The sequence below is a fragment of the Chryseobacterium sp. 1B4 genome, from assembly GCF_036631475.1.
Classification (GTDB): Bacteria; Bacteroidota; Bacteroidia; order Flavobacteriales; family Weeksellaceae; genus Chryseobacterium.
Window position 1 is genome coordinate 1 of sequence record NZ_JAPNUF010000008.1, and the last position, 20931, is coordinate 20931.

The window sequence follows — 20931 nt, forward strand, 5'->3', positions numbered from 1 at the left end:
GTATTGTAAATATAACAATATTGAGGTTAAAGGAATTTATCGTGAAGACTATTCTGCTAAAAATTTCAATCGTCCAGAGTGGAAAGAATTATTCTCCGAAATTAAAAAGAAGTCATCAGAAGATAAAAATATATTATTTATTAAATGGGATCGATTTAGTCGCAATGTCGAATATGCTTACGAAATGATTGGAAAGCTTCGGAAGTACAAGACAACCGCAATGGCTATCGATCAACCTATTGATTTCTCCGTGCCTGAAAGTACTGTTATGTTGGCTGTATATTTAGCCGTTCCAGAGGCAGAAAATACTCGAAGAGCTCAAAATACTTCTAATGGTATTCGTCGAGCTAAGTTAATGGGTAGATATCCAAATAAAGCTCCCATAGGATTTATCAACGTAACGTTAATTGATGGTAAAAAAGCTATTGTACCTAAAAAACCGGAAGCTGAAATTATAAAATGGGCTTTCAGTCAAGCTGTTCAAAATCATCACAAAATATCTGAAATCAGTAAAATAGCTAATGAGAAAGGATTGATATGCTCACGATCATACTTTTTCGGATTTTGCGCAATCCAATTTATTGTGGAATCATATCAGTTAAACTTAATTCTAATGAAAGACAGATGATAAAGGGATTACATGAACCATTAATATCTGAGGCATTATTTGATCAAGTTCAATCTGTCATTAATACAAAAAGAAAAATGACAGCTAAAAGAGATGATTTAAAAGAAATGTTTTTCTTCGAGGCTTTTTGACTTGTCCTGTTTGTGGTCGAAAACTTACCGGAAGTTTTTCAGGTAAGCAGAATAGATATCCCTATTACCATTGTGACAATCGTTGCAAAATTAGAATTGGTGCAGTTTTACTTAATGACAGTTATCAAAATAAACTTCAAGAATTAATACTAGCAGATAACACGATGGAGTTGTTTAAGAATATTTTGGAAAATCAGAATATAAAGACTCAGAAAGCGAGTTATTTGTATGCTCAACAATTAGTAGACAGAAAGATAAAAGAGGAAAATTAACACTTTCTCGAGGCAGGAAATTATTTATAGCAGGAATATTAAAGATCGATGATTATAATGAATTAAAACAAGAAAGTCAAATCAACACAAAAAATCTGAAGAAAGAAGAGCGTGACATTACTCTTAATTTAAGAGTAATCGATAAAATGAATCAAATGGAAAATAAGACATTTCGTGAGATTTTCCAAAAATTTGTCAAGTTTGATACTTCAGATAAAAAGTATCTTGTGAATCTTATTCCTCCTGTTGATATTGATTATAAAACTGGAGACCTTTCATTAGAACTTAAGCCAGCATTTTCAAAATATTGTCAAAAAAAGTAATCGAAAAAACAATAGGAAAATGAATTTCATTGATAGAACTGTTTCAGTAGAACAAGCGATTATTATTCTGGCCAAGAATGGTGTTCAGGTAAATGAGAAAGAAGCTAAGGATATATTAGAATTGCTATATTTAGTAGCAAAAACCTACAATAAGTCAAAAGAGAAAAAAGCTCTAACCTTAAGGAGAATTCGAACTCTTAATGATTGTAGATTACAAGCCTATTGTGGCACTTTCAGACTGTTTATTTCAAACAGACTAAGTATTTTACGTTTAAAACATCGAACACAAAAAGTCAAATTTTAAAAATTTGATAACTAAGCATTTACGGATAAAAAAGGAGACAACTATTTATTAGTTGTCTCCTTAAGTGACCGCAGAAGGATTCGAACCCTCACTGTCGGAGCCGAAATCCGAAGTTCTATCCATTAAACTATGCAGCCGTATTCATAAGTAATGAGTAACTCATAATGATTACTGATTACTTATATTTTTAGAAAGTGATCTTCACGCCTCCCAGAAACTGTGCACCCAGGACCTTATATCCTTTGTACGTCTGGTATTTTGAGCTCAGAAGATTATTTCCGAGTGCGAAAATACTGAAATTTTTGTGAATTTTATACTCTGCGGAAAGATTTAAATCAGCATAACCGCCAACTTTATCATTTGTATTCTCCGTAGACTGATAAATTACATTCGGAGCACCTACTGCTTCAATCGCATAAGAGTTTGTAGTTCTGTCACTTGCAAAGATTCCTTTAAATCCCAGTAGTAACTTTTTGTCAAGCATGGTATATTTTGCCCCGATACTTGCATTGAACAAAGGAACGTTATAAATATTATCGTAATTCTTAAGATTGTACTTTGTAAATCTTAATTCTCCGTCTAAAATAAGATTTGCCAACGGAAATACTGTACACTTCCTTTGATATCACTTACATTTCCGTCATCATATATTGCAGAGAACGTATTGGCAAAATTGTATGCAGAACGGTTAACAGAGCTGTTATCAAAAAGATCATTGGCCTTAAAGAACATAATATCTCTCATCTTTCCGTAACCTGCAGAGAAGTCGTATTTCAGCGTTTCATCAATATCTCCTCTCAATCCTACATAAAAATGATATTTCGTCTCTGTAGGCTTTAAAAACTGGTCAGAAAGGATGAATGGATTCGTCTGCAGCATATCTCCGTAAGTATTCAGTTTCAGACCACCGTCTACCCCTCCGTAGAATTTAAATTCATTAGCCGCGGCAAACTGGAACTCTGCCTGCGGGAACCAGTAAGTCTTATTATTTTTTTGCTGGTCCAGCTGGTCATTGGAATTTTTAGCATTCAGGAAAGAGAATGAAGATCCTAACATCAAATAAGAGTCTCCTTTTCTGAAGGTCACTTTAGGAGCCAGGCTGGTATTGAAGAAATTAGCTGAGTTTTTATCCCTGATGGCAAAATCTGTCTTCACAGCATCTAATCCCACTCCCAGATCAGCATTCAGGTTAATTCCTGATTTTCCTAATTCAACCGCATGTTTTGAGAAATTGGCAAGAATAGACACCTGGTTTTCCTGTGCATCAAAATGATCTTTCAGGAAGGATGATTTTACTCTTACATCATTCAGGATTTCATTGGAATAAAAATCATAGTAACCGTTTACCTTAAACTGATTGACTTTTTGCTTCAGGTCAAGTTCTCCGGTAGGCTGCATGGCATAAATTCCATAATAATTATAGCTGTCCAGACCATATTCTGCATTAAGGTTGAATTTACCCTTTTCGCCGTAAGAATTTAAGAAAGCACCGATATTGGCTGATGTCTGCCCGGATTTCCAGTCATAATCTTTTTTAAGACCATTCGTAGAAAGAACATGAACATCTGCTCCTACTTCCAGCTTATTCTCCAGGGTTTTGGAAACATTTCCGTCTACTAAGACTTTCCCGTAGTTACCCATTCCGAACTGGAAATAGTTATTCTGAGCGGTCCCGTCAAATTTCGGGGCTACGTCCTCCCCTGAATGGTTGAAGTTTTGAAATCTGAAACAGCAGGAACATCTGTGATAGTATACTTCACAGGGTTCTGCGACTTCTTCCGGCGGATAATTTTTAATGGTTTCCACTGAAGTTTTCTTCTTCTCGATCTTCTTCACTTCCGGTTCCCTCTTTTTGTTAAGAACCAGTTTTTCCTCCTTGATCTGGGAAAACGCCACCGACGAAACCCCTAAAAATAATATGGATAATATTTGAATTTTCTTGTTCATATTTTCTTTATTTGAAAAAATATATAACGGGCTTTTATTTATTGGAAGCAATATAACTGCCTAATAAAGCTTTCCCTGACTGTTTTGAAAAAGTTCTCCCCAGTCTGAATATATTAAACAGCCAAAGGCTTTGATAAACCTGTAATTTGTATTGATAATTTTTTGTTGTATTGTTCTCAGCTACATCATAACTGTAAGAAATATTATATGGAAATCCTGAAGGCAGCAATCCGACTGTAATCATACTCCCGATCATTGGGTTTCCGCAAGGGGTGTATGCGTCATCATCGGATGCAGGGTGATTTTAGCTGCATGGGTACTGTCTTCCACAATTTCATAAATATCGGAATGTTTTAAAATCTCAAATTCCTTCTTAAGTTCTTTATTCACTACAAAAGCCTTTTGCTTGGGAAAGTCAGCTTTTGCACGGTTATACTCTTTGGGATATGCACTGTACGATGGAATGCAGCTCCAGAGTGAAGCCGGAACCAAGAAAGAATAAACAGCAATTTTAAAAACCTTCATCTCCTATTTCTTAATCTGTTTTTTAACTTCTTTTGCTTCTGCAACAATTTCAGGGAAATCCTTATAGTTGGCAATGATCTGATCACAGGTATAACTTGCCTGGTAGTTATCCTTCAGGCCGATATAGTTTTTCGCCATCAGTACTAACGCTTGCCCCAGAATTCCTCTGACGCATAGTTATTGGCAAGCTTAAAGATTGTTTCATTGGAAGATTTAAACGCTTTTCCTTTGTTCTGATAATAGGCTTTGGCATATAAAGCTTCTGCGGCTACTGAAGTATTGGATGATTTTTCAAGAGAAGAATAGGAAGTCTGTGCATCTTTATCTTTCCTGAGTTCATCAGGCTTCTTGCTTTGATCACTTTCGCAGTCTCAATAACAGCTGCTGAGTTTTTAGAATTGGCAATTACTGCATTGGCTAATTTTTCAGCTTCTGAGAAATTATTTTCTTCTGCATACAGTTTCATCAATTCAACATTTGCATAATTTTTAATGCTGATATTAGAAGAATTTTTAATGCCTTCAAGGTACTTTTAGCTTCCGCTGTATTCCCTTGTGCAAGGTAGATCTGAGCTAAACGAGTTTGTGCATCATCCTGTAATCATTCTGAATTCCAGCCACTTCCTGAAGAACAAGTAAAGCTTTAGTTGAATTATTGGTCTGGTAATAACTTTCTCCCAATTCATACTTCGCCTGATACAATCCTTCCCCTGTTGGGTTCTGTGTCAGATACTTTTCGTAATAAGAAATAGCGTTTTTATAATCTTTCTTCGCGAACAGCTGTTTACCTGTAGATAAGTTGATCTCATCAATTTCTGCAGCATCTACGTTCACCCCAACATTTCTTGCGAAGGTTTCATATCCTGAAACATCTCCGTTTTTCGTAAAGATAGGTTTAGCAGCCTGAACAACTTTTTGGGCATAAGCTGTATTTTTATACTGCTCACCCAAAGTCTTCAACTCAGAAAGTGCTTTGTCATTCTGATTCTGGTCTATATAATTCTGTGCTCTGTAGATAGAAGCATTGGCAATAAGATCTTTGTCAGAAGACCCTTTAATTACTTTTCCGAAATAATCATTGGAATTGGCAAAGTCATCCTGAGCCGCATATGCAGTTCCTATTTCATATTGGGCATCATCGTAATATTCAGAATCAGGGTATTTCAATAAAAGGTTTTTAAGGTTGTTAATTTTTGCCTGAGTATCACCTTTAAATCCTAAAGCCATTGCTTTCTGGTACAAAGTATAATCCGTGGCATCTTCATTTTTATCATAAATGGCAATCGCTTCATTCAGATCATTATTGGCATAATGAATATCTGCAAGACGAAGTTCTGCATCATTTTTAAATTCCGGTTTAGGATTGGCAAGATACTGCTTGAAGTAAGTTGCAGCCTGATCAAATTTTTTGGATTTGAAATAGGCATATCCCAAATCATAAGGAAGCTGCTGTTTCTCAGGGAAATTTTCGTTAAGAAGTTTTTCATAACGAACAATGGCAGATGGATAATTTCCTTTCTGATAATACACCTGTGCCAGCCAGTATAAAGCTCTGCTGTTAAATTCTTTATTGATATTGAAACCAAGACTTCTTAAGAAATACTTCTCAGCTTCATCATAATTTCCTTTGTTGAATTCTTCCGTTCCCAATAAATAGGAAACTTCTGATCTACTTTGTTGATCTCAGGAGTTGAACTCTGTAACCTGTCGATCGCGTTCAGGGTTTCTTTATAGTTTCCGGAATACAGGTATGATTTCACCAATAATGATCTCATTTCAGAAGCATTGGCACCATCCTGATTCTCGTTGATATAGCTTTGGATAACCGCGGAAGGACTTTCAAACGGGTTACCGATATCATAGCTTAATTTGGCGTACTGCTCGGGGCCAGTTTTTTCACTTTTGCATCATAATCCATCTGGTAAGAAGAACGGAATGCAGAAAGTGCCTCCTGCTTTTATCTACTGCCAGATAAGCATTTCCCAACTGATAGTAAGCATTCTGCGCCAAAGCAGAATTGCTGTTCAGAAGCTGGTTATAATAAGAAACCGCTTCATCATACTTTTTCAGCTGTGCTGCCACAAATCCCATCTCATACAAATCGTTTTCAGATGGATTCTGCTGTACACTCAGGTAGTCTTTTAGATGGGGATAAGCAGCGTTATAATCATTCTTCATGAAATAACTCTCTCCGATGATCTTATGAACTTCTGCCTTATAAGAATCCGAAATATTTTCGTTCAACAGGGCATTTCCTTCTGTAATGGCCTGATCGTAGTTCTTATCATTATAATACATCTGTACATAATAAGGACGTACAAGCTTTGAGAATTTATCCTGATCTTTAATGGAATCAAAATACTGAAAAGCTTTATCATTTTGCCTGTTGCTGTAATATAAGTGCCCAAGCATATAAGCAATATCTCCTTTCTGAGACTGATCTGCTGTTTTATAGGCTTCTTCCAGTGCATCAATAGCTCCTTTAGAATCACCTGTCATAAATTTTGCATACCCAAGCTTAAGAATATACTGAGTATTTTCCTCTTTCGAAAGCTGATACTGATTCACTTTTTAAGTGTTTCCAGCGCTTTGTCAAAGTCTTTTTTTGCCAAATAATAATCCGCAAGCGGAAGATTAGCCTGTGCAAAATAAGCAGAATTAGGATATTCTTTCATGAAAGCGGTTAATCCCTCTTCAGCATGATTTTTCTGAAGAATAACGCCGATCACATTATCAAAAAACTGGGCACCTTCTTTCTTAGAACGGGACAAATTCTGATTGTAGAAATATTGTCTTGCATATTCATATTGGGAGGCGTTGTATATTTTGGTCTGATAAAGATTTTCGGCTAGATTGAACCTGTAATTTTCTTTCTGGGTAAAATATTGGGACTGTTGAGCATCGGAGATTCCGAAATAAATGACCGCAGCCGCTAAAAGTATTTTTTTTGATTTCATTCTTCTTGATATAAGAAAATTAGTCTAAATAAGTTAACGAAAATATTAAAAACTTATTGTTTAAGCAAGTTTTAACAGATTTAATGGTTGTAAATAACAATTTTATAACACTGAAAATTTTCTCACTGCCTAATGATAAAATTTACTACTTTCGTCTGATAAAATATAAACAATTTTAATAAACAGTTATCAAAAACTTATTTTAATTTGATACTTTTTCAACAGCAGCTAAAAACATACCATAAATACACCAATACATGAAATTTAAGATATTTTTAGCATTAATTTTTGTGAACCTCATGCAGGCACAAAAATTTTACTTTCCAAAAACAGCTGTAACTGACTCTGTTATATTGGAAAAACAGATGCCGGGACTTGCACAGCAAGTGATTCCTCACCTTCAGTCTGCAAAATATAAACCGGAAAATACTGTTGATCTTATGGATAATCTTTTCCGTCTGCAGATGGTTGCCCAGGATTACAAAAACTCGTTGGCTTCTCTTTCTGAAAACCGTAATCTGTTTGCCGACAACAATATGGGTGGATACAGATATATCGGATTTGAGCTGTACAGCCTTGCAAAGACGGAACAAAAAAGAAAACAATATTCCTTTTCCAATGCGCTCCAGAAAGTATTCAACCAAAAATATGAAAGTCTTCCGGAAAATTTGATTCCAAGACTGGAGCTCGCTCTTAACGGAGATGTGAAAGAATCCAGAAAATTGTTGAAGAACCTGCTGAACAAGCAAAAGGCAAGGACAGCGTCGATTACAGAACAGCGCTGGCTTTATGTAAAAGTTACCTGAATTATAAAACCTACTCCAGCATCAAACCTCAGGTCATGCAGCAGCTGGCTTCAAAAGACAAGGAAAAATTTATTACCGAAACGAAAGACCTTAAGATCAACGGGAATACCTTAACGATCACTATTGTCCGTAAAAAGGAGAATACTTCCCCGCTTCCTGTTATTTTAACCAATAATATCTATGCAGGTCCCATTGATGGTTTCCTTGGAAAGAGAGCTGCTACTTATAATTATGTGGGAGCTATAGTCAATACCAGGGGTAAGAGAAACAGCAATGATATAAACAATCCTTTTGAGCATGAATCGGAAGATATTTATGAAGTGATAGACTGGGTAAGCAAACAGCCGTGGTCCAATGGAACAGTGGGAATGGTAGGAGGAAGTTATTTAGGCTTTAGTCAGTGGGCTGCGGTAAAAAGCTTCATCCTGCATTGAAAACGATAGTTCCTCAGGTAGCAGTAGGCATCGGAATAGATTATCCTGCTCAGAATAATGTCTTCATGAGCTATATGCTGCAGTGGATTCAGTATGTAACCAACAATAAATTTACCGATGAAGCAAATTTTACTAATGCTATAAAATGGGACTCTATTTTTACAAAATGGTACAAAAGTGGGAAATCATTCAGGTCGTTAGATAAAATAAGCGGGAAACCCAGCAAAATATTCCAGCGATGGCTGGATCATCCGGGATATGATGAGTACTGGCAGAAGATGGTTCCTTACAAAGAAGATTTTTCTAAAATCAATATTCCGATCCTGACCACTACAGGGTATTATGATGACGATCAGATTGGTGCGTTGTATTATTTTAAGCAACATCATCTGTACAATAAAAATGCAGAGCATTATCTGGTAATTGGTCCTTATAATCATGGAGGGGCACAAAATTTCGGGTTTACGTATGTGAATGGAAATCCTATTGATCCGGTGGCCAGAATAAGTATTGATGATCTTGCTTTTTCCTGGTTTGATTATATTCTTAAGGGAGGTAAAAAACCGGAAATCCTAAAAGACAGGATCAATTTTCAGATCATGAATACAAATACTTGGAAGCATGTTGCTGATCTTGACAAAATGCACAATTCTTCCTTGAAATTTTACCTTCAGGACAAAAAATACTTCTTCAGTATTCAGCAAACCGGTAAAGCAGAACTTCACCAAACAAACCGTTGATTTAAAAAACAGGAATCAGAAAGACACCTATTATAAAGTCAGCAAAAAAGACAGTATAAAAACGACGAATTCTGTTGCTTTTGAAAGTGAAGTACTTGACAAAGATATCATCATGAGCGGAAATCTGTCAGGAGTTTTCAATGTTTCGGTCAATAAAAAAGATTTTGACACTGATACTTATCTGTACCAGATTTCTCCGGATGGAAAATCCTATTTACTATCAACTCATATCGTGAGAGCCAGCTACGCTAAAGATCATGAAAAACGACAGCTTCTTGAGCCTAATACAACGGAACAGATCCCAATTAATAATTCGTATGTGATGAGCAGAAAGATCGAGAAAGGAAGCAAACTCCTGCTGTTGGTTGGCGTTAACAATAACCCTAACTGGCAGATTAATTACGGCTCAGGCAAGGATGTAAGCGATGAAACCCTGAAAGATGCCGGCGAACCTTTGGAAATAAAATGGTACAATGACAGTTATGTGGAAATCCCTGTCTATAAAGACTAAAGCTTTTTGTTTGAGCATTTTTGCTTAAATGTTGTTAACGACTGTTAACATCAAAATAAAAAATCATTACATTTGCTTTTTTCAAATCAAATATAGTTATTGAATGAGTCAACTTTTTAGAAGAAAAATCTATTCAGATACAGATACTTCGACGGGGCTTTTAAGGGTCTTAGGTGTGTGGGACATTGTATTTTTTGGTATTGCGGCCATTATTGGAGCTGGGAGTTTCAGCAGTTTGGGAGAAGCCGTTTTCAGAGGGGTCCCGGTGTTATCCTTCTATATTTGATTTGTGGTTTTGCCTGTGGCTTTACTGCTTTATGCTATGCTGAATTTGCCAGCAGAATTCCTACCGCCGGGTCTGCCTACACGTATGCTTATGCCAGTTTTGGGGAACTAATTGCCTGGATCATCGGCTGGGCTTTGATCATGGAATATTCTTTCGGAAATATTTATGTAGCCTTTTCCTGGTCGGATTATTTCACCAGTTTTTTAGGCCGTCTCGGAATGCATATCCCTGATTACCTGACCTGCAGCTATACCGAAGCCAGAAAGGCTTTTCAGTATGGTTCAGAAAATAAAGAATTATTAAATGCATGGAAAACAGCACCGTTAATCGGAAGTCTGAAGTTTATTGTAGATATTCCTGCATTGGTTATTAATGGATTGATTACATGGCTTTGTTATGTAGGAGTTAAAGAAAGTAAAAATTTCAACAACTCTCTGGTGATTTTAAAACTGGGAGTAATTCTATTGGTTATTCTGGTTGGTTTTGCTTACATCAACACTGAAAACTGGACTCCTGTAAGCCCAGCAACAGGAACACCTTCTTTCATGCCGAATGGCTTTGCAGGGGTAATGAGTGCGGTATCCGAGTGTTCTTCGCGTATATCGGATTTGATGCTTTAAGTGTACTCTCTGAAGAGACCAAAGATCCGCAGAAGACCTTACCAAAAGGAATGATCATTTCCCTTGTACTGTGTACGGTAATTTATATTGCTTTAACACTGGTATTGACGGGAATGGTGGATTACAAGAAATTTGATGGTGTGGGAGATCCGCTTTCATTCATCTTCGAAAAAACAAACGCCAATGTAGCGTGGATGGAACTGGTGGTTTCTTTCGTAGCCATCGTAGCCATTACTACAGTATTATTAGTATTCCAGATGGGACAGCCGAGAATCTGGTATGCCATGAGCCGTGACGGACTGATGCCTGCAAGATTTCAAAAGATACACCCTAAATATAAGACACCATCATATGCAACCATCGTTACCGGGATCGTAGTGGGGATTCCTATCCTGTTTACAGACAAAACCTTTATCCTTGACTTTACGAGTATCGGGACTATTTTTGCTTTTGTACTGGTATGTGCCGGAGTACTTCTTCTTCCTGCCAAAGAAAAATAAAAAGGCAGATTTCATCTTCCTTATGTAAATGGTAAAATCATTTTCCCTGTTGTTTTTATTGGTGGATTAATTGCTTTCTATCAATGGCAGCCGGAATTTTTTGACAACCTGATGAACTGGTCAGATCCCAATGAAGGAGAATTCAGAGCTTCTATTTTCTTCTTTATTATCATCAACCTTATCCTGTGTGTTGTGGCTTTTATCAAGAATTTATCATTGATTCCATTGGTTGGACTAAGCTCATGTCTGTATCTTCTTACAGGAATGAGCCATGAGAACTGGTTCTGGTTCGGGATGTGGTTCCTGATCGGGATGGTTATTTATTTCTGCTACGGATACAAAAACAGTAAGCTGGGGAAAGAATTAAAAAATAGCTAAATCATAATTAGCAAAAATTGCGAAAAGGCAAAATGGCAGAAAGGTTAAACCCAATGGAGAAACTGATTTGCGATTTTGTCTTTTTTATTTTTTAACCTCTGATAAAAATCGGCAGAATTATTGCTTTAGCTTCTTAAGAACCCATCAACTAACCGCCATGGCTGAAAGAATCAAAACATACAGAGAATTTTATCAGTTTTACCTTACAGAACACAGTAAAACGGGAACCCGGATTTTTCATTTTATCGGGACGTTTCTTGTATTTTTCGTTATAGGATATGTTATCAGTTCAGGAAAAGAAAGATTTTTATGGTACATTCCTATTGTAGGCTATGGATTTGCCTGGTTCAGCCATGCCGTGATTGAAAGAAACAAGCCGGCTACTTTTAAATATCCTTTATGGTCTTTAATCTCAGACTTCAGACTGTTTTTTGAACTTTTGATTGGGAAGCAGAAATTCATAATGCCTAATAATAAACCCCAGAATCCATAAGGGTTTAAAATTAAAACCCTTATTTGAATAATTGAGATTTCTTGCTTTGCCCGGAATGACAAAAGTACCGTTGAAATTTTATCGAAGATAAAATCCTTGCGTCTTACGTACATATGGCTTGTAAAAATCTTAGCGACTTTGCGTTTTCCAACTTTCTGCTTATGAATAATGTTGAGATTGCTTCATATTCGGTTCGCAATGACTCTATAATTTAGTGGGTATTTGGATAAAGCTTCTTCCCTATCAGATATCCCAATGAAGGCAGAATAAATGACAATACAACAGGAATTATTAATGCCAGACCGGAACCATCAAGAACAACAGTCAAAGGAAAAAGATATCCATTATAAACAAGAAGAGCCAGGGAAAAAAGGAAACTGTCACTGTTACCCGTAGAAAGGATATTAAAATTACTTCCAAACTGATCAAATACCCCGGAACAAGTGAATAAGAAAACATTCACAAAAAACACCCATAAAACAGTTCTGTAGATCATTCCTTTTTTTGCGTTCAGATATCCTGCAAAGATGAGCAAAAGAGATAATATTCCGGAAACGGTAAAATCAAGGCCGGATATGGCCACCTCGCTTCCGGTTCTTCCAAAGAAATACATGGCATACAATACCAGATTCAGGACATAAATTACTGTTACATAATTCATAAATCAGAGGTTTAATTTTTATTATCAATATTGTTTTTCAAGTATCTCGTAGTGAACGGTATTAACTATTTTTTCAGCAAGAGCGTCGCCATCTACTTTTGCCCGTTCAGGAATATAACTTGAAAAAGTCATTGTTTTATCTTTATTCATTGTTACCACTACTTCTTCAAGGATATTCCGGTCATCTACATAAAACTGGATCCTGTTGTCTACGATTCTCCAGAAAGACAGTCTGGGTTCAGACGGGCTGCAGTTTCCTACACTTCCTTCTATATAATTATAAACAGCAAAACCATCTTCCCTGATGGCATAGTTTCTCATAAGACGGCAGTTATCAAATTCTTTTATCACTTTCTCTTTCCTTCATAAAACCCGGCTTCTTTCAGCCTCCAGAATCCTGTAACATTTTCTTTGGTTATTTTTTGTGCATTCACCATAGATGAGACTGCAAGAAAAGAAGCAAGACAAAATATCTTAAACATAAATAAATCTGTGTTTTTTTAATGATTTGAATAAAATAATATAAAAGATTTCCGGCAGGCTTCGCCGCCCGCGGAAACTCTAAACCTTAAACATTGATCCCTTAACGCTGAACTTAAAGGATCTTATTTGAATTTTTTCTTAAAGCTGAATTTAAGCCTGTTCATGAGTCCCGGTTCGATAATATCAATTCCCAAACCGTAATTACTATCGGCAATGGTATGATGATCTGTTCTGAACTGTTCAAACTCATTCTGAGGAATTTCAATATTGATCAGAGGACTATATTCTATATACACGCTGGCCCCGTTCTTATGCACTTTTTTACGGCTTTTATAATCAAAATACGGATTGGTAATCGTACTTTCCTGAATTGTATATTTTTCTTCAGTATCAATTTTATGATCTGTGTGAAGGTTGATCTCGTATTTCTCGCTGTCAAAATTATGCCAGAACGGCAGATCTTTATGCATAAAATCCCTGGCACTTGCCTTCACTACATTCCTGTCAAAATACATCAGGAAACGGTTCTTCTGCGGATCTACAAAGTAAGGATTCTCAATAACAGCGGAATATTGAATTCTGACTTCATTCAGTCTCTTATCATCACTTACCACGTCAATAGCCGCATCTTTAAACACATCCCGTACATCTGTCCCGTTCCTGTCTCCTGAATAGTTAAGCGCATAGAAAAGGAAGCTGTTCCAGCTGTCAATAATTTCTCTTTTATTCGTACTCTTAAAATACCTTCTCATAGCATTGGCTCTGTTTCCTTTGTAGGTCGTTGACAAAGTAAGCTTTCCGGTATTACCCTGTGCGCTGAAGTCTACTTTTTCGTCAATACAGAAATAGGGGAATTTATAAGGTTTTCTTACCTGCAGTTCCTGATCTTTTTTCACTTCCAGATAATGCATAAAATATATGAATCCGCGGTTTTCGATCAATCCGAATTCATCACGGATGGTAGCATCAATAAAATATTCCTGTCCTTTATAATTCACTTTTACCACCACGTGATTAAAGCTTAATAACGATGGAAGATAATACTTGATATAATAATCCGTGTTAAAATTCACCAGTACAACAGAAGCTTCTACTCCGATATAATCAAGAATCACTTTCAGTAAAACCGATTTTGCCTTACAATCCCCTTGCTTGTTTTCATAGGTTACCGACGGTTCCTGTGGCTTATGTCCGTTCATCTCATCAGCATTGAAGATATAATAAATATGATTCTGAACATATTCTATGGCAAACTGAAGCTTTTCATCCTGATCGGCAATGGCATCCAGCTTTTCAACAAGATTCGGAGCAAAATCCTTTAAGGAAGCTTTATTGAAAATTTCCTCATAAAAAGGAACAATATAATTAGACAGGTCTTTCCAGTTGCTTTCTGTAGCAAAATCCACATAAGGGAAAATCTCACGTCCTGAATCTACAGGATTGATATAATTCTGTTCTTCGATAACGAATCGTTCTCCTTTTTCAGATGGTTTACCTGCGGCTCAAGAACATTACCCTGCTCATCCCTGAAAAACGTTTTCTTGTAAGCAATCGTCTGTTCACGTTCATTGATGAATGTAAATTTAAAACTTCCGTAAGCCCAGTAATTATCAGGACTTACCCAAACGTATTTGGAGAATTCTTTTCTCAGGAAATCACGATCGGTAAATTCTTTAATCCTTGAATCTTCTAAAATAAGTATATCATACAGCCTCAGATCTTTAATGGTAATATTGATCTTTTTATTACTGCTCAGAACACCTCCACTGCTCTGGTTTTCACTGTCAAGAACTTTGATTTTCGTATCCGGAATCTTATCGATCAGCACGCCATCTCTCAGAACACTGATCCTGTGGATCTGGTACACTTCGTTTTCTTCCACAATAACATCAGAAACAGAGGCCCTTTCCAGATTCCCTGGTTCATTCAGGGTATACGCCATGCAGACATATTCACTGTTCTCCGTATTGCTTGTATAGTATTTTTTATCTAAAAAGTAGCAGTAGTCTCTGCCCTCATCGATTTGTTTTCTGGCAAATTCTGAATCTTTGATCCGGCTTATGATTTCTTCATCTCCGATATTTCCTGCCCACATTTCAGGTTTTTGAATCCTGTAATTTTCAACTTGCATTTGATTATCCATATTCATTATAAGAATTATATTTTGGTTAGTGTTTAAGAAATTCAAATTAAACAATTAAAAAAATAAAAAACAATAGCAGAAGTACTACAAATTGAGGATTTTTTTCGGCATGGTAATTGCGACGTAAGGGAAAAATCAATGTTTATGAAAAGTATAGCAACAATTCTAAAAGGGGCAGCACCCGCATTAGCATTATTCGCAATGACGCAATGTACAACCACAGCCAATGCATCCGCAGGTGATGAAAAAACATTCATTGTAGGACCACAGACAGCAGACTGTACAGGCGTAGCTCCTATGAAATGTCTGCAGGTAAAAGAGAACGCTTCCGGAAACTGGACTAATCTTTACAGCAATATTGAAGGATTTACTTATGAGCCGGGTTATGAATATGTCTTAAAAGTAAAAACAGAAAAAATTGAAAACCCGCCAGCTGATGGTTCATCCATAAAATATACATTGGTAAAACAAGTCTCAAAAACGAAGAAGGCAGAAATGGCAGCCAATGAAAAAACAATCATTGTAGGGCCTCAAACCGTAGATTGTTCGGCTGGAGCAGGCCGTATGAAATGTCTGCAGGTAAAAGAGAAGGCGTCTGAAAACTGGACGAACTTCTATAGCAATATTGAAGGTTTCACCTATGAGCCGGGTTACGAATATGTTTTAAAAGTAAAGACTGAAAAAATTGAAAATCCGGCGGCAGATGCTTCTTCAATCAGATACACACTGATAGAACAGGTTTCAAAAACGAAGAAATAATAATAAATAAAAAACGCTTCTGAAAAATTCAGAAGCGTTTTTTATTGCGGGAAGCCTGAAGAATGAAGCCTGAAGTTATTTTTGACAATCACGGAAAATTCTCCATTAATTCATTTTTCCAGTTTCATTTACGTTTGTTCTTTTTATCTTAAAAGCCTGATTCTTTTTGAGGAGGCTCAGGGTACTTCCCTTTTGTAGCTTCTCCTACTGTGTTTGCTGTTGTCATAGCTACCACAAGATCATTCAGCATCCCGCTTGCTGCAGTGGGCGAATTGGGAAGAAGTACAAGATTACTTCTGTTGCTTGCACCTACCGAATGCAGCGTATCATAATGCTGTGTTACCACAATAAGTGCTGATGCTTCATGAGAGTTGATATCCACATTATTCAGCATTCTAACAGATTCTTCAAGCCCTTTTGCAATTTCTCTTCTTTGGTCGGCAATCCCCTGCCCCTGAAGCTTTTTAGATTCTGCCTCTGCTTTTGCAACGGCTACAATACGGATTCTTTGGGCTTCAGATTCATATTCTGCAGCGGTTTTTTCTCTTTCTGCAGCGTTAATTCTGTTCATCGCATGTTTTACCTGCTCATCCGGGTCAATATCTGTTACCAAAGCCTTGATAATATCATAACCATAACTGTTCATAGCTTCCTGAAGCTCGCTCTTTACTGCTACTGCAATATCATCTTTTCTTACAAAAACATCATCCAGTTTCAGTTTCGGAACCTCTGCACGTACTACGTCGAATACGAATGAAGTAATCTGGTTTTCAGGATTTTCCAAACGGTAATAAGCATCCCCCACCTGATTCCTGATCACCTGATACTGAACCGAAATTTTCATTTTGATAAAAACATTATCCAGTGTTTTGGTATCAATCATTACATCCAGCTGCTGGATTCTCAGGTTCAGTCTTTTCGCAATCTGATCTATAATTGGCAGTTTAAGATGAAGACCGGAATGTTTTACAGCCTGAAATTTCCCGAAACGTTCAATAATTGCTGCTGTTTCCTGCTTAACCACAAAAAACGAAGCGAACAAAATGATAAGCCCGAAGAAAATAACGGGCGCTAAGTATATACCCATAGTTTTTAATTTTTTAATATGTCGTTATAAATCCTGTTTTGTTAAAACAATTTTTACCTGTGCTGTTTAAATATAGGAAAAATAAATTAGCCTTAAAGCATAGTTCACTGTAAATCATGTAGAATTATTCACAACATTTAAATTAAAATGATCCTGAAAAAACTTACTTTTGATTATTCATTATACATCATGGTCAATTCTAAAGAAATATTAAAAGATCACCTCTCTAAATTCACTTCTCTTACTGATGAACAACTTGACTATGTTTTCGGACATTTCGATCTGATTACTTTAAAGAAAGGGCAAAGTCTTATTTCGGAAGGTGATTTCGTGAATCATGAATATTTTGTTCTGGAAGGCTGCTTGAAAGCATTTTATCTTAATGACAATATGAAAATGTTTATTCTTCAGTTTGCCATGCCGACGTGGTGGGTAACGGATTTTGATGCTCTTTACAATAAAACAAGGGCTACCATTAATGTAGACTGCATTACAAATGCAGCAATTTTGTCCATTTCCAATGAGGACAGGGAAAAAATCTGTAATGAAATTCGTGAAGTTGAACATTTTTTCAGATGGCGGACCAACAAAGGGTATGTAGCTGCACAGAAACGCCTTCTTTCTCTTATGAATAATGATGCCAAATTCAGATACCAGGAGCTTTTATCTATGTATCCCCAACTATACAATCTTGTTCCGAAACATCTGATCGCTTCATATCTTGGAGTAACCAGAGAAACTTTGAGCAGGCTTCATCAATAATCTGCAGCGTTTTAAACTGTTTATTCTCATCTGCATTTTGTGAGGTACATCACATCAATATTTCTTTTGGTCAGCTGAACTTTGTATCCATATTTAAACCCAATAAAAATGGATACAAAAATTTTTAAAGTCAATACCGAAAACAGTACTATCCACTGGATCGGAAGAAAAGTTACCGGAGCTCATAACGGTACAATTCGCATAAAAGAAGGCAACTTCATATTTGAAAACCAAAAACTTCAGTCCGGAAAGTTCGTCATTGATACCCGCTCCATCAAAATCCTTGACATTGAGGATATTGAAACCAATACTCAGTTTGCCAACCACCTGGCTTCTGATGATTTCTTCAATACAGAACAATTTCCTGAAGCTTCATTTGAAATTACTCATGCAGAACCTGGTGATGAGAATCTTTATTACGCACAAGGACATCTTACCATCAAAGGTATTACTCAACGTATCGACACCAGCCTTCATATTGTAACAACAGATAATGCAGGTGTCCTAAAAACCAAACTTGTAGTAGACAGAACAAAATTCAATATCAGATTCAGGTCCTCTAACTTCTTTACCAACCTGGGTGATACGTTGATCTACAACAACTTTGATTTAAACATTCATCTTATTGCGGAAGCTTATTAATTCAATAACTCTAAAAATTTATCATCATGCCATTCATCAAAGTAGATGTGCTTCGCGAAGACCTTAACCGCGAAACAAAACAACAGTTAATCAGAAAAATCAGTGAAGCTGTAACCTCAGTTTTGAATAAGGATCCTCATTTAACACATATTGTTATTAATGAGATTGAAGACGATAACTGGGGGTATGCAGGGGAACAGGTGTCAGTATTAAAACAACAGGGATTTTCAACAGTAAAAAAGTAATCATCAGTGAAAAAACAAACCGTAATCATAACAGGAGCCTCTTCAGGAATAGGGTTGGAAACTGCCCGCTATTTTTTAAATCAAGGGGATAACGTGGTCATTAATTCACAAACGGCAGTCAAATTAGAGAAAGTATATCATGAACTGGGAGCCACAGAAAATCTCGCAATGGTTGCCGGAAATGTTTCAGATAAAACAACAGGAGAAGAACTGGTGAAAACAGCTTTAGAAAGATTCGGATCTGCTGATGTGCTCATCAACAACGCCGGAATTTACGAAAACAAGCCATTTCTGGAAGTTACTGAAGACTATCTGGACCGTTTTTTAAGCACCAATTTAAAAGGATCATTCTTTACCACGCAGGCAGTCATTCCTCAAATGATCAAGCAACATGATGGTGTGGTGATCAATATAGGAACGCCATTAGTGTACCACGCCATTGCCCAATCTCCTTCTACAGCACCTATTTCGAGTAAAGGAGCTATTCATGCACTGACATTGCAGCTTGCGGCAGAGTTTGGAAAAGACAATATCAGGGTTAATACAGTTGCGCCAGGATTGATCAGGACACCAATGCATGGTGCTGACCTTGATAATAATGCAGGAATACACCTCATCAACCGTATCGGGGAGCCTGAAGAAGTGGCTCAGATGATTTTTGCTATTGCTAAAAATAAATTAATCTCCGGAGCCATCATCAATGTTGATGGAGGGATGGGTGCCGGACATCACTTATCATGAAACTATCATTAATTATAGCATGGCTGTTCAGCTTTCCGTTGAGCGGTCATGCACAAAACCTTAAGAATATGAAAACCATTCAGGCACCAGAAACCGAAATAAGAAATGTGATAGAACATTATTATTTCAAAGGAATTTATAAGGGCGACACAGAACTTTTGAAAAAGGCTTTTTATAAAGATGCGCTGCTTTTCGGAGATATCAATGGAATTCCTTATTTCAAAACTGCGGAACAGTATATTGAAGGAGTGAGAAACCGCGTAAGTCCGGAAAAATCAGGAAAGGATTTTATAGCTGAAATTATTTCAGTTGATATCATCAATTCAATTGCTGTCGCGAAATTGCATGTAAAAATGTATGACTTCAATTATTATAATTTCATAACTTTCAATAACATAGAAGGGAAATGGCTCATTATTAACAAGACATTGACTCATTTACAACCTTAATTCAATCTTTTAATCTAAACCGAAAAGCATGTGGAACAAAAATAGAATTACAGAATTAATCGGGATTGAATACCCTATCTTCCAGGGTCCTTTTGGCGGAGATTTTTCTACTGTTGAGCTAACAACTACAGTGAGTAATCTTGGCGGACTGGGAGGTTTCGGAGCCTATACTTTGTCACCCCGGGAAATCTATGACATTCACCATAAAATACAGTCGAAAACTGATAAACCATACAATCTCAATTTGTGGGTAAGCGATCACGATATCATTGACGAAAGACACACAAAGAGCAATATCAGAAGGCTGTTGAAACTTTCAAACCTTATTTTGACCTTTTAGATATAAATATTCCGGCACCTCCACCCTTTTTTGAATCGAGATTCCAAAATCAGCTGGAAGTGATCTTTGATATCAAACCTAAAGTTTTCAGCTTTATGTTTGGGTTGCTGAATGAAAACATCATCGAAGATCTTCATCATCAGGGAACTGTTGTGTTGGGAAATGCGACGACACTGGATGAAGCTGTTGCTTTGGAAAAAACCGGAGTGGATATCATTGTTGCCTCCGGATTTGAAAGCGGCGGTCACAGACCTTCATTTCTTGACAGGTCTGAACTTTCTACAACGGGAACTTTTGCTTTAATTCAATTAATCCGGGATCGTGTAAAGATTCCTGTAGTTGCCGCCGGGGGGATAGCTGACGGCACTGGTATTGCAGGTGCTTTCCAGTTGGGAGCAGAAGCAGTACAGATTGGAACAGCTTTTCTTGCAACGGAAGAATCCGGGGCGCTACCCGTTCACAAAGAATTGTTATTTTCCGCAGCTGCAAAATCTACCACTCTTACCAGGGCGTACACAGGAAGATTAGGGCGCGGAATTACGACAAAAATTACACAGGATGTTTTGACTGCAACTGATAAAACACTGCCGTTTCCTTTGCAGGCTCACTTCATGGGAGCCTTGAGAAAAGCAGCTTTGGAACAACAGAAAAATGATCTGGTATTCTTCTGGTCCGGCCAGATTGCTCCGGTTTTAAAGCACAAAAAAGCCTCCACTTTAATGAAATCATTAATCGAAGAGGCTTCTGAATTATTACAATAAATAG

General features: G+C 36.9%; 29 protein-coding genes, 1 tRNA gene and 4 pseudogenes. 19 read left to right on the plus strand and 15 right to left on the minus strand.

All coding sequences use genetic code 11. From position 1 onward, the window contains the following. The 5 genes from OWR28_RS15865 to OWR28_RS15885 form a co-directional block, all read left to right on the plus strand. A partial coding sequence (locus tag OWR28_RS15865) for a recombinase family protein (protein ID WP_332387489.1) occupies positions 1 to 628 on the plus strand: 628 nt, incomplete at its 5' end. Beyond that, the gene (locus OWR28_RS15870) at positions 538 to 759 is read left to right on the plus strand and encodes a recombinase family protein (protein WP_332387490.1); all 222 of its coding nucleotides are present in this window, start codon (positions 538 to 540) and stop codon (positions 757 to 759) included. The genes OWR28_RS15865 and OWR28_RS15870, both read left to right, overlap by 91 nt. Beyond that, complete coding sequence (locus OWR28_RS15875; RefSeq protein WP_332387491.1) at positions 756 to 1031, plus strand: zinc ribbon domain-containing protein; 276 nt, start codon at positions 756 to 758, stop codon at positions 1029 to 1031. Before OWR28_RS15870 ends, OWR28_RS15875 begins: the two co-directional genes overlap by 4 nt. Before the next feature lie 155 nt (positions 1032 to 1186). After that, positions 1187 to 1354, plus strand: coding sequence for a hypothetical protein (locus OWR28_RS15880; RefSeq protein WP_332387492.1), 168 nt, complete (start codon positions 1187 to 1189; stop codon positions 1352 to 1354). A 19-nt stretch (positions 1355 to 1373) separates the two neighbouring features. Then, positions 1374 to 1658: a hypothetical protein gene (locus OWR28_RS15885; protein WP_332387493.1), complete on the plus strand. Its 285-nt coding sequence runs from the start codon at positions 1374 to 1376 to the stop codon at positions 1656 to 1658. Positions 1659 to 1723: 65 nt separating this feature from the next. Here the strand turns inward: OWR28_RS15885 and OWR28_RS15890 are convergent. The 10 genes and pseudogenes from OWR28_RS15890 to OWR28_RS15935 all read right to left on the minus strand — a co-directional run bounded on the left by OWR28_RS15890 (position 1724) and on the right by OWR28_RS15935 (position 7086). Further along, positions 1724 to 1795 (minus strand) — tRNA-Arg (locus OWR28_RS15890). Positions 1796 to 1845: 50 nt separating this feature from the next. Then, positions 1846 to 3605, minus strand: a pseudogene (locus OWR28_RS15895) (TonB-dependent receptor). A gap of 34 nt (positions 3606 to 3639) precedes the next feature. Next, positions 3640 to 3849, minus strand: a complete 210-nt coding sequence (locus OWR28_RS15900; protein WP_332387494.1) for a hypothetical protein — start codon at positions 3847 to 3849, stop codon at positions 3640 to 3642. Positions 3850 to 3857: 8 nt separating this feature from the next. Next, the gene (locus OWR28_RS15905; RefSeq protein ID WP_332387495.1) at positions 3858 to 4130 is read right to left on the minus strand and encodes a hypothetical protein; all 273 of its coding nucleotides are present in this window, start codon (positions 4128 to 4130) and stop codon (positions 3858 to 3860) included. Between the two features lie 3 nt (positions 4131 to 4133). After that, positions 4134 to 4268: a hypothetical protein gene (locus OWR28_RS15910; RefSeq protein WP_332387496.1), complete on the minus strand. Its 135-nt coding sequence runs from the start codon at positions 4266 to 4268 to the stop codon at positions 4134 to 4136. Between the two features lie 130 nt (positions 4269 to 4398). Continuing rightward, complete coding sequence (locus tag OWR28_RS15915; RefSeq protein WP_332387497.1) at positions 4399 to 4596, minus strand: hypothetical protein; 198 nt, start codon at positions 4594 to 4596, stop codon at positions 4399 to 4401. Positions 4597 to 4702: 106 nt separating this feature from the next. Continuing rightward, positions 4703 to 5779, minus strand: coding sequence for a tetratricopeptide repeat protein (locus OWR28_RS15920; RefSeq protein ID WP_332387498.1), 1077 nt, complete (start codon positions 5777 to 5779; stop codon positions 4703 to 4705). Further along, positions 5722 to 5904, minus strand: coding sequence for a hypothetical protein (locus OWR28_RS15925; RefSeq protein ID WP_332387499.1), 183 nt, complete (start codon positions 5902 to 5904; stop codon positions 5722 to 5724). Before OWR28_RS15925 ends, OWR28_RS15920 begins: the two co-directional genes overlap by 58 nt. A gap of 121 nt (positions 5905 to 6025) precedes the next feature. Then, entirely contained in the window at positions 6026 to 6697 is a 672-nt protein-coding gene (locus OWR28_RS15930) for a tetratricopeptide repeat protein (protein ID WP_332387500.1), read from the minus strand. Continuing rightward, positions 6694 to 7086 carry a tetratricopeptide repeat protein gene (locus OWR28_RS15935; RefSeq protein ID WP_332387501.1) on the minus strand — a complete coding sequence of 131 codons (393 nt, stop codon included), beginning with the start codon at positions 7084 to 7086 and terminating at the stop codon, positions 6694 to 6696. Before OWR28_RS15935 ends, OWR28_RS15930 begins: the two co-directional genes overlap by 4 nt. Positions 7087 to 7343: 257 nt before the next feature. Between OWR28_RS15935 and OWR28_RS15940 the strand changes: the two genes are divergently transcribed. The 6 genes and pseudogenes from OWR28_RS15940 to OWR28_RS15965 all read left to right on the plus strand — a co-directional run bounded on the left by OWR28_RS15940 (position 7344) and on the right by OWR28_RS15965 (position 11854). After that, on the plus strand, positions 7344 to 7892 hold the full coding sequence (locus OWR28_RS15940) for a hypothetical protein (RefSeq protein ID WP_332387502.1): 549 nt from the start codon (positions 7344 to 7346) through the stop codon (positions 7890 to 7892). A gap of 35 nt (positions 7893 to 7927) precedes the next feature. Beyond that, positions 7928 to 8326 (plus strand): CocE/NonD family hydrolase, encoded by a 399-nt coding sequence (locus OWR28_RS15945; protein ID WP_332387503.1) that lies wholly within the window; start codon positions 7928 to 7930, stop codon positions 8324 to 8326. Next, positions 8323 to 9066 (plus strand): CocE/NonD family hydrolase, encoded by a 744-nt coding sequence (locus tag OWR28_RS15950; RefSeq protein ID WP_332387504.1) that lies wholly within the window; start codon positions 8323 to 8325, stop codon positions 9064 to 9066. The genes OWR28_RS15945 and OWR28_RS15950 overlap by 4 nt, the downstream gene beginning before the upstream one ends. A 55-nt stretch (positions 9067 to 9121) precedes the next feature. After that, the gene (locus tag OWR28_RS15955) at positions 9122 to 9577 is read left to right on the plus strand and encodes a CocE/NonD family hydrolase C-terminal non-catalytic domain-containing protein (RefSeq protein WP_494168481.1); all 456 of its coding nucleotides are present in this window, start codon (positions 9122 to 9124) and stop codon (positions 9575 to 9577) included. A gap of 103 nt (positions 9578 to 9680) precedes the next feature. After that, a pseudogene (locus OWR28_RS15960) lies at positions 9681 to 11361 on the plus strand (APC family permease). A 157-nt stretch (positions 11362 to 11518) separates the two neighbouring features. After that, positions 11519 to 11854: an Mpo1-like protein gene (locus OWR28_RS15965; protein WP_332387505.1), complete on the plus strand. Its 336-nt coding sequence runs from the start codon at positions 11519 to 11521 to the stop codon at positions 11852 to 11854. A gap of 211 nt (positions 11855 to 12065) precedes the next feature. Here OWR28_RS15965 and OWR28_RS15970 read toward each other — a convergent pair whose 3' ends face one another. From OWR28_RS15970 to OWR28_RS15985, 4 genes and pseudogenes are all read right to left on the minus strand, one after another. After that, positions 12066 to 12515 (minus strand): hypothetical protein, encoded by a 450-nt coding sequence (locus OWR28_RS15970; RefSeq protein ID WP_332387506.1) that lies wholly within the window; start codon positions 12513 to 12515, stop codon positions 12066 to 12068. Positions 12516 to 12539: 24 nt separating this feature from the next. After that, a complete protein-coding gene (locus OWR28_RS15975) occupies positions 12540 to 12866 on the minus strand; it encodes a lipocalin family protein (protein ID WP_332387507.1) in 327 nt (108 codons plus the stop codon). Next, positions 12863 to 12997, minus strand: coding sequence for a hypothetical protein (locus tag OWR28_RS15980; RefSeq protein WP_332387508.1), 135 nt, complete (start codon positions 12995 to 12997; stop codon positions 12863 to 12865). The genes OWR28_RS15975 and OWR28_RS15980 overlap by 4 nt, the downstream gene beginning before the upstream one ends. A 123-nt stretch (positions 12998 to 13120) precedes the next feature. Further along, positions 13121 to 15141, minus strand: a pseudogene (locus tag OWR28_RS15985) (hypothetical protein). 144 nt (positions 15142 to 15285) lie between these two features. Between OWR28_RS15985 and OWR28_RS15990 the strand changes: the two are divergent. Next, the gene (locus OWR28_RS15990) at positions 15286 to 15900 is read left to right on the plus strand and encodes a DUF4377 domain-containing protein (protein ID WP_332387509.1); all 615 of its coding nucleotides are present in this window, start codon (positions 15286 to 15288) and stop codon (positions 15898 to 15900) included. Positions 15901 to 16048: 148 nt separating this feature from the next. Here the strand turns inward: OWR28_RS15990 and OWR28_RS15995 are convergent, their stop codons facing one another. After that, complete coding sequence (locus tag OWR28_RS15995; protein ID WP_002978074.1) at positions 16049 to 16987, minus strand: SPFH domain-containing protein; 939 nt, start codon at positions 16985 to 16987, stop codon at positions 16049 to 16051. A gap of 147 nt (positions 16988 to 17134) precedes the next feature. Between OWR28_RS15995 and OWR28_RS16000 the strand changes: the two genes are divergently transcribed. From OWR28_RS16000 to OWR28_RS16030, 7 genes and pseudogenes are all read left to right on the plus strand, one after another. Continuing rightward, positions 17135 to 17749, plus strand: coding sequence for a Crp/Fnr family transcriptional regulator (locus OWR28_RS16000; protein WP_332387510.1), 615 nt, complete (start codon positions 17135 to 17137; stop codon positions 17747 to 17749). Positions 17750 to 17857: 108 nt separating this feature from the next. Further along, a complete protein-coding gene (locus tag OWR28_RS16005) occupies positions 17858 to 18391 on the plus strand; it encodes a YceI family protein (protein WP_332387511.1) in 534 nt (177 codons plus the stop codon). A gap of 26 nt (positions 18392 to 18417) precedes the next feature. After that, positions 18418 to 18636: a tautomerase family protein gene (locus tag OWR28_RS16010; protein WP_332387512.1), complete on the plus strand. Its 219-nt coding sequence runs from the start codon at positions 18418 to 18420 to the stop codon at positions 18634 to 18636. 6 nt (positions 18637 to 18642) lie between these two features. Further along, a complete protein-coding gene (locus OWR28_RS16015) occupies positions 18643 to 19377 on the plus strand; it encodes an SDR family oxidoreductase (RefSeq protein ID WP_332387513.1) in 735 nt (244 codons plus the stop codon). Next, positions 19374 to 19826 carry a nuclear transport factor 2 family protein gene (locus tag OWR28_RS16020; RefSeq protein ID WP_332387514.1) on the plus strand — a complete coding sequence of 151 codons (453 nt, stop codon included), beginning with the start codon at positions 19374 to 19376 and terminating at the stop codon, positions 19824 to 19826. Before OWR28_RS16015 ends, OWR28_RS16020 begins: the two co-directional genes overlap by 4 nt. Before the next feature lie 28 nt (positions 19827 to 19854). Then, positions 19855 to 20166, plus strand: coding sequence for a nitronate monooxygenase (locus tag OWR28_RS16025; protein ID WP_332387515.1), 312 nt, complete (start codon positions 19855 to 19857; stop codon positions 20164 to 20166). Then, positions 20163 to 20927, plus strand: a pseudogene (locus OWR28_RS16030) (NAD(P)H-dependent flavin oxidoreductase); the annotation flags it as partial. The gene OWR28_RS16025 and the pseudogene OWR28_RS16030, both read left to right, overlap by 4 nt. Between the last annotated feature and the right edge of the window lie 4 nt (positions 20928 to 20931).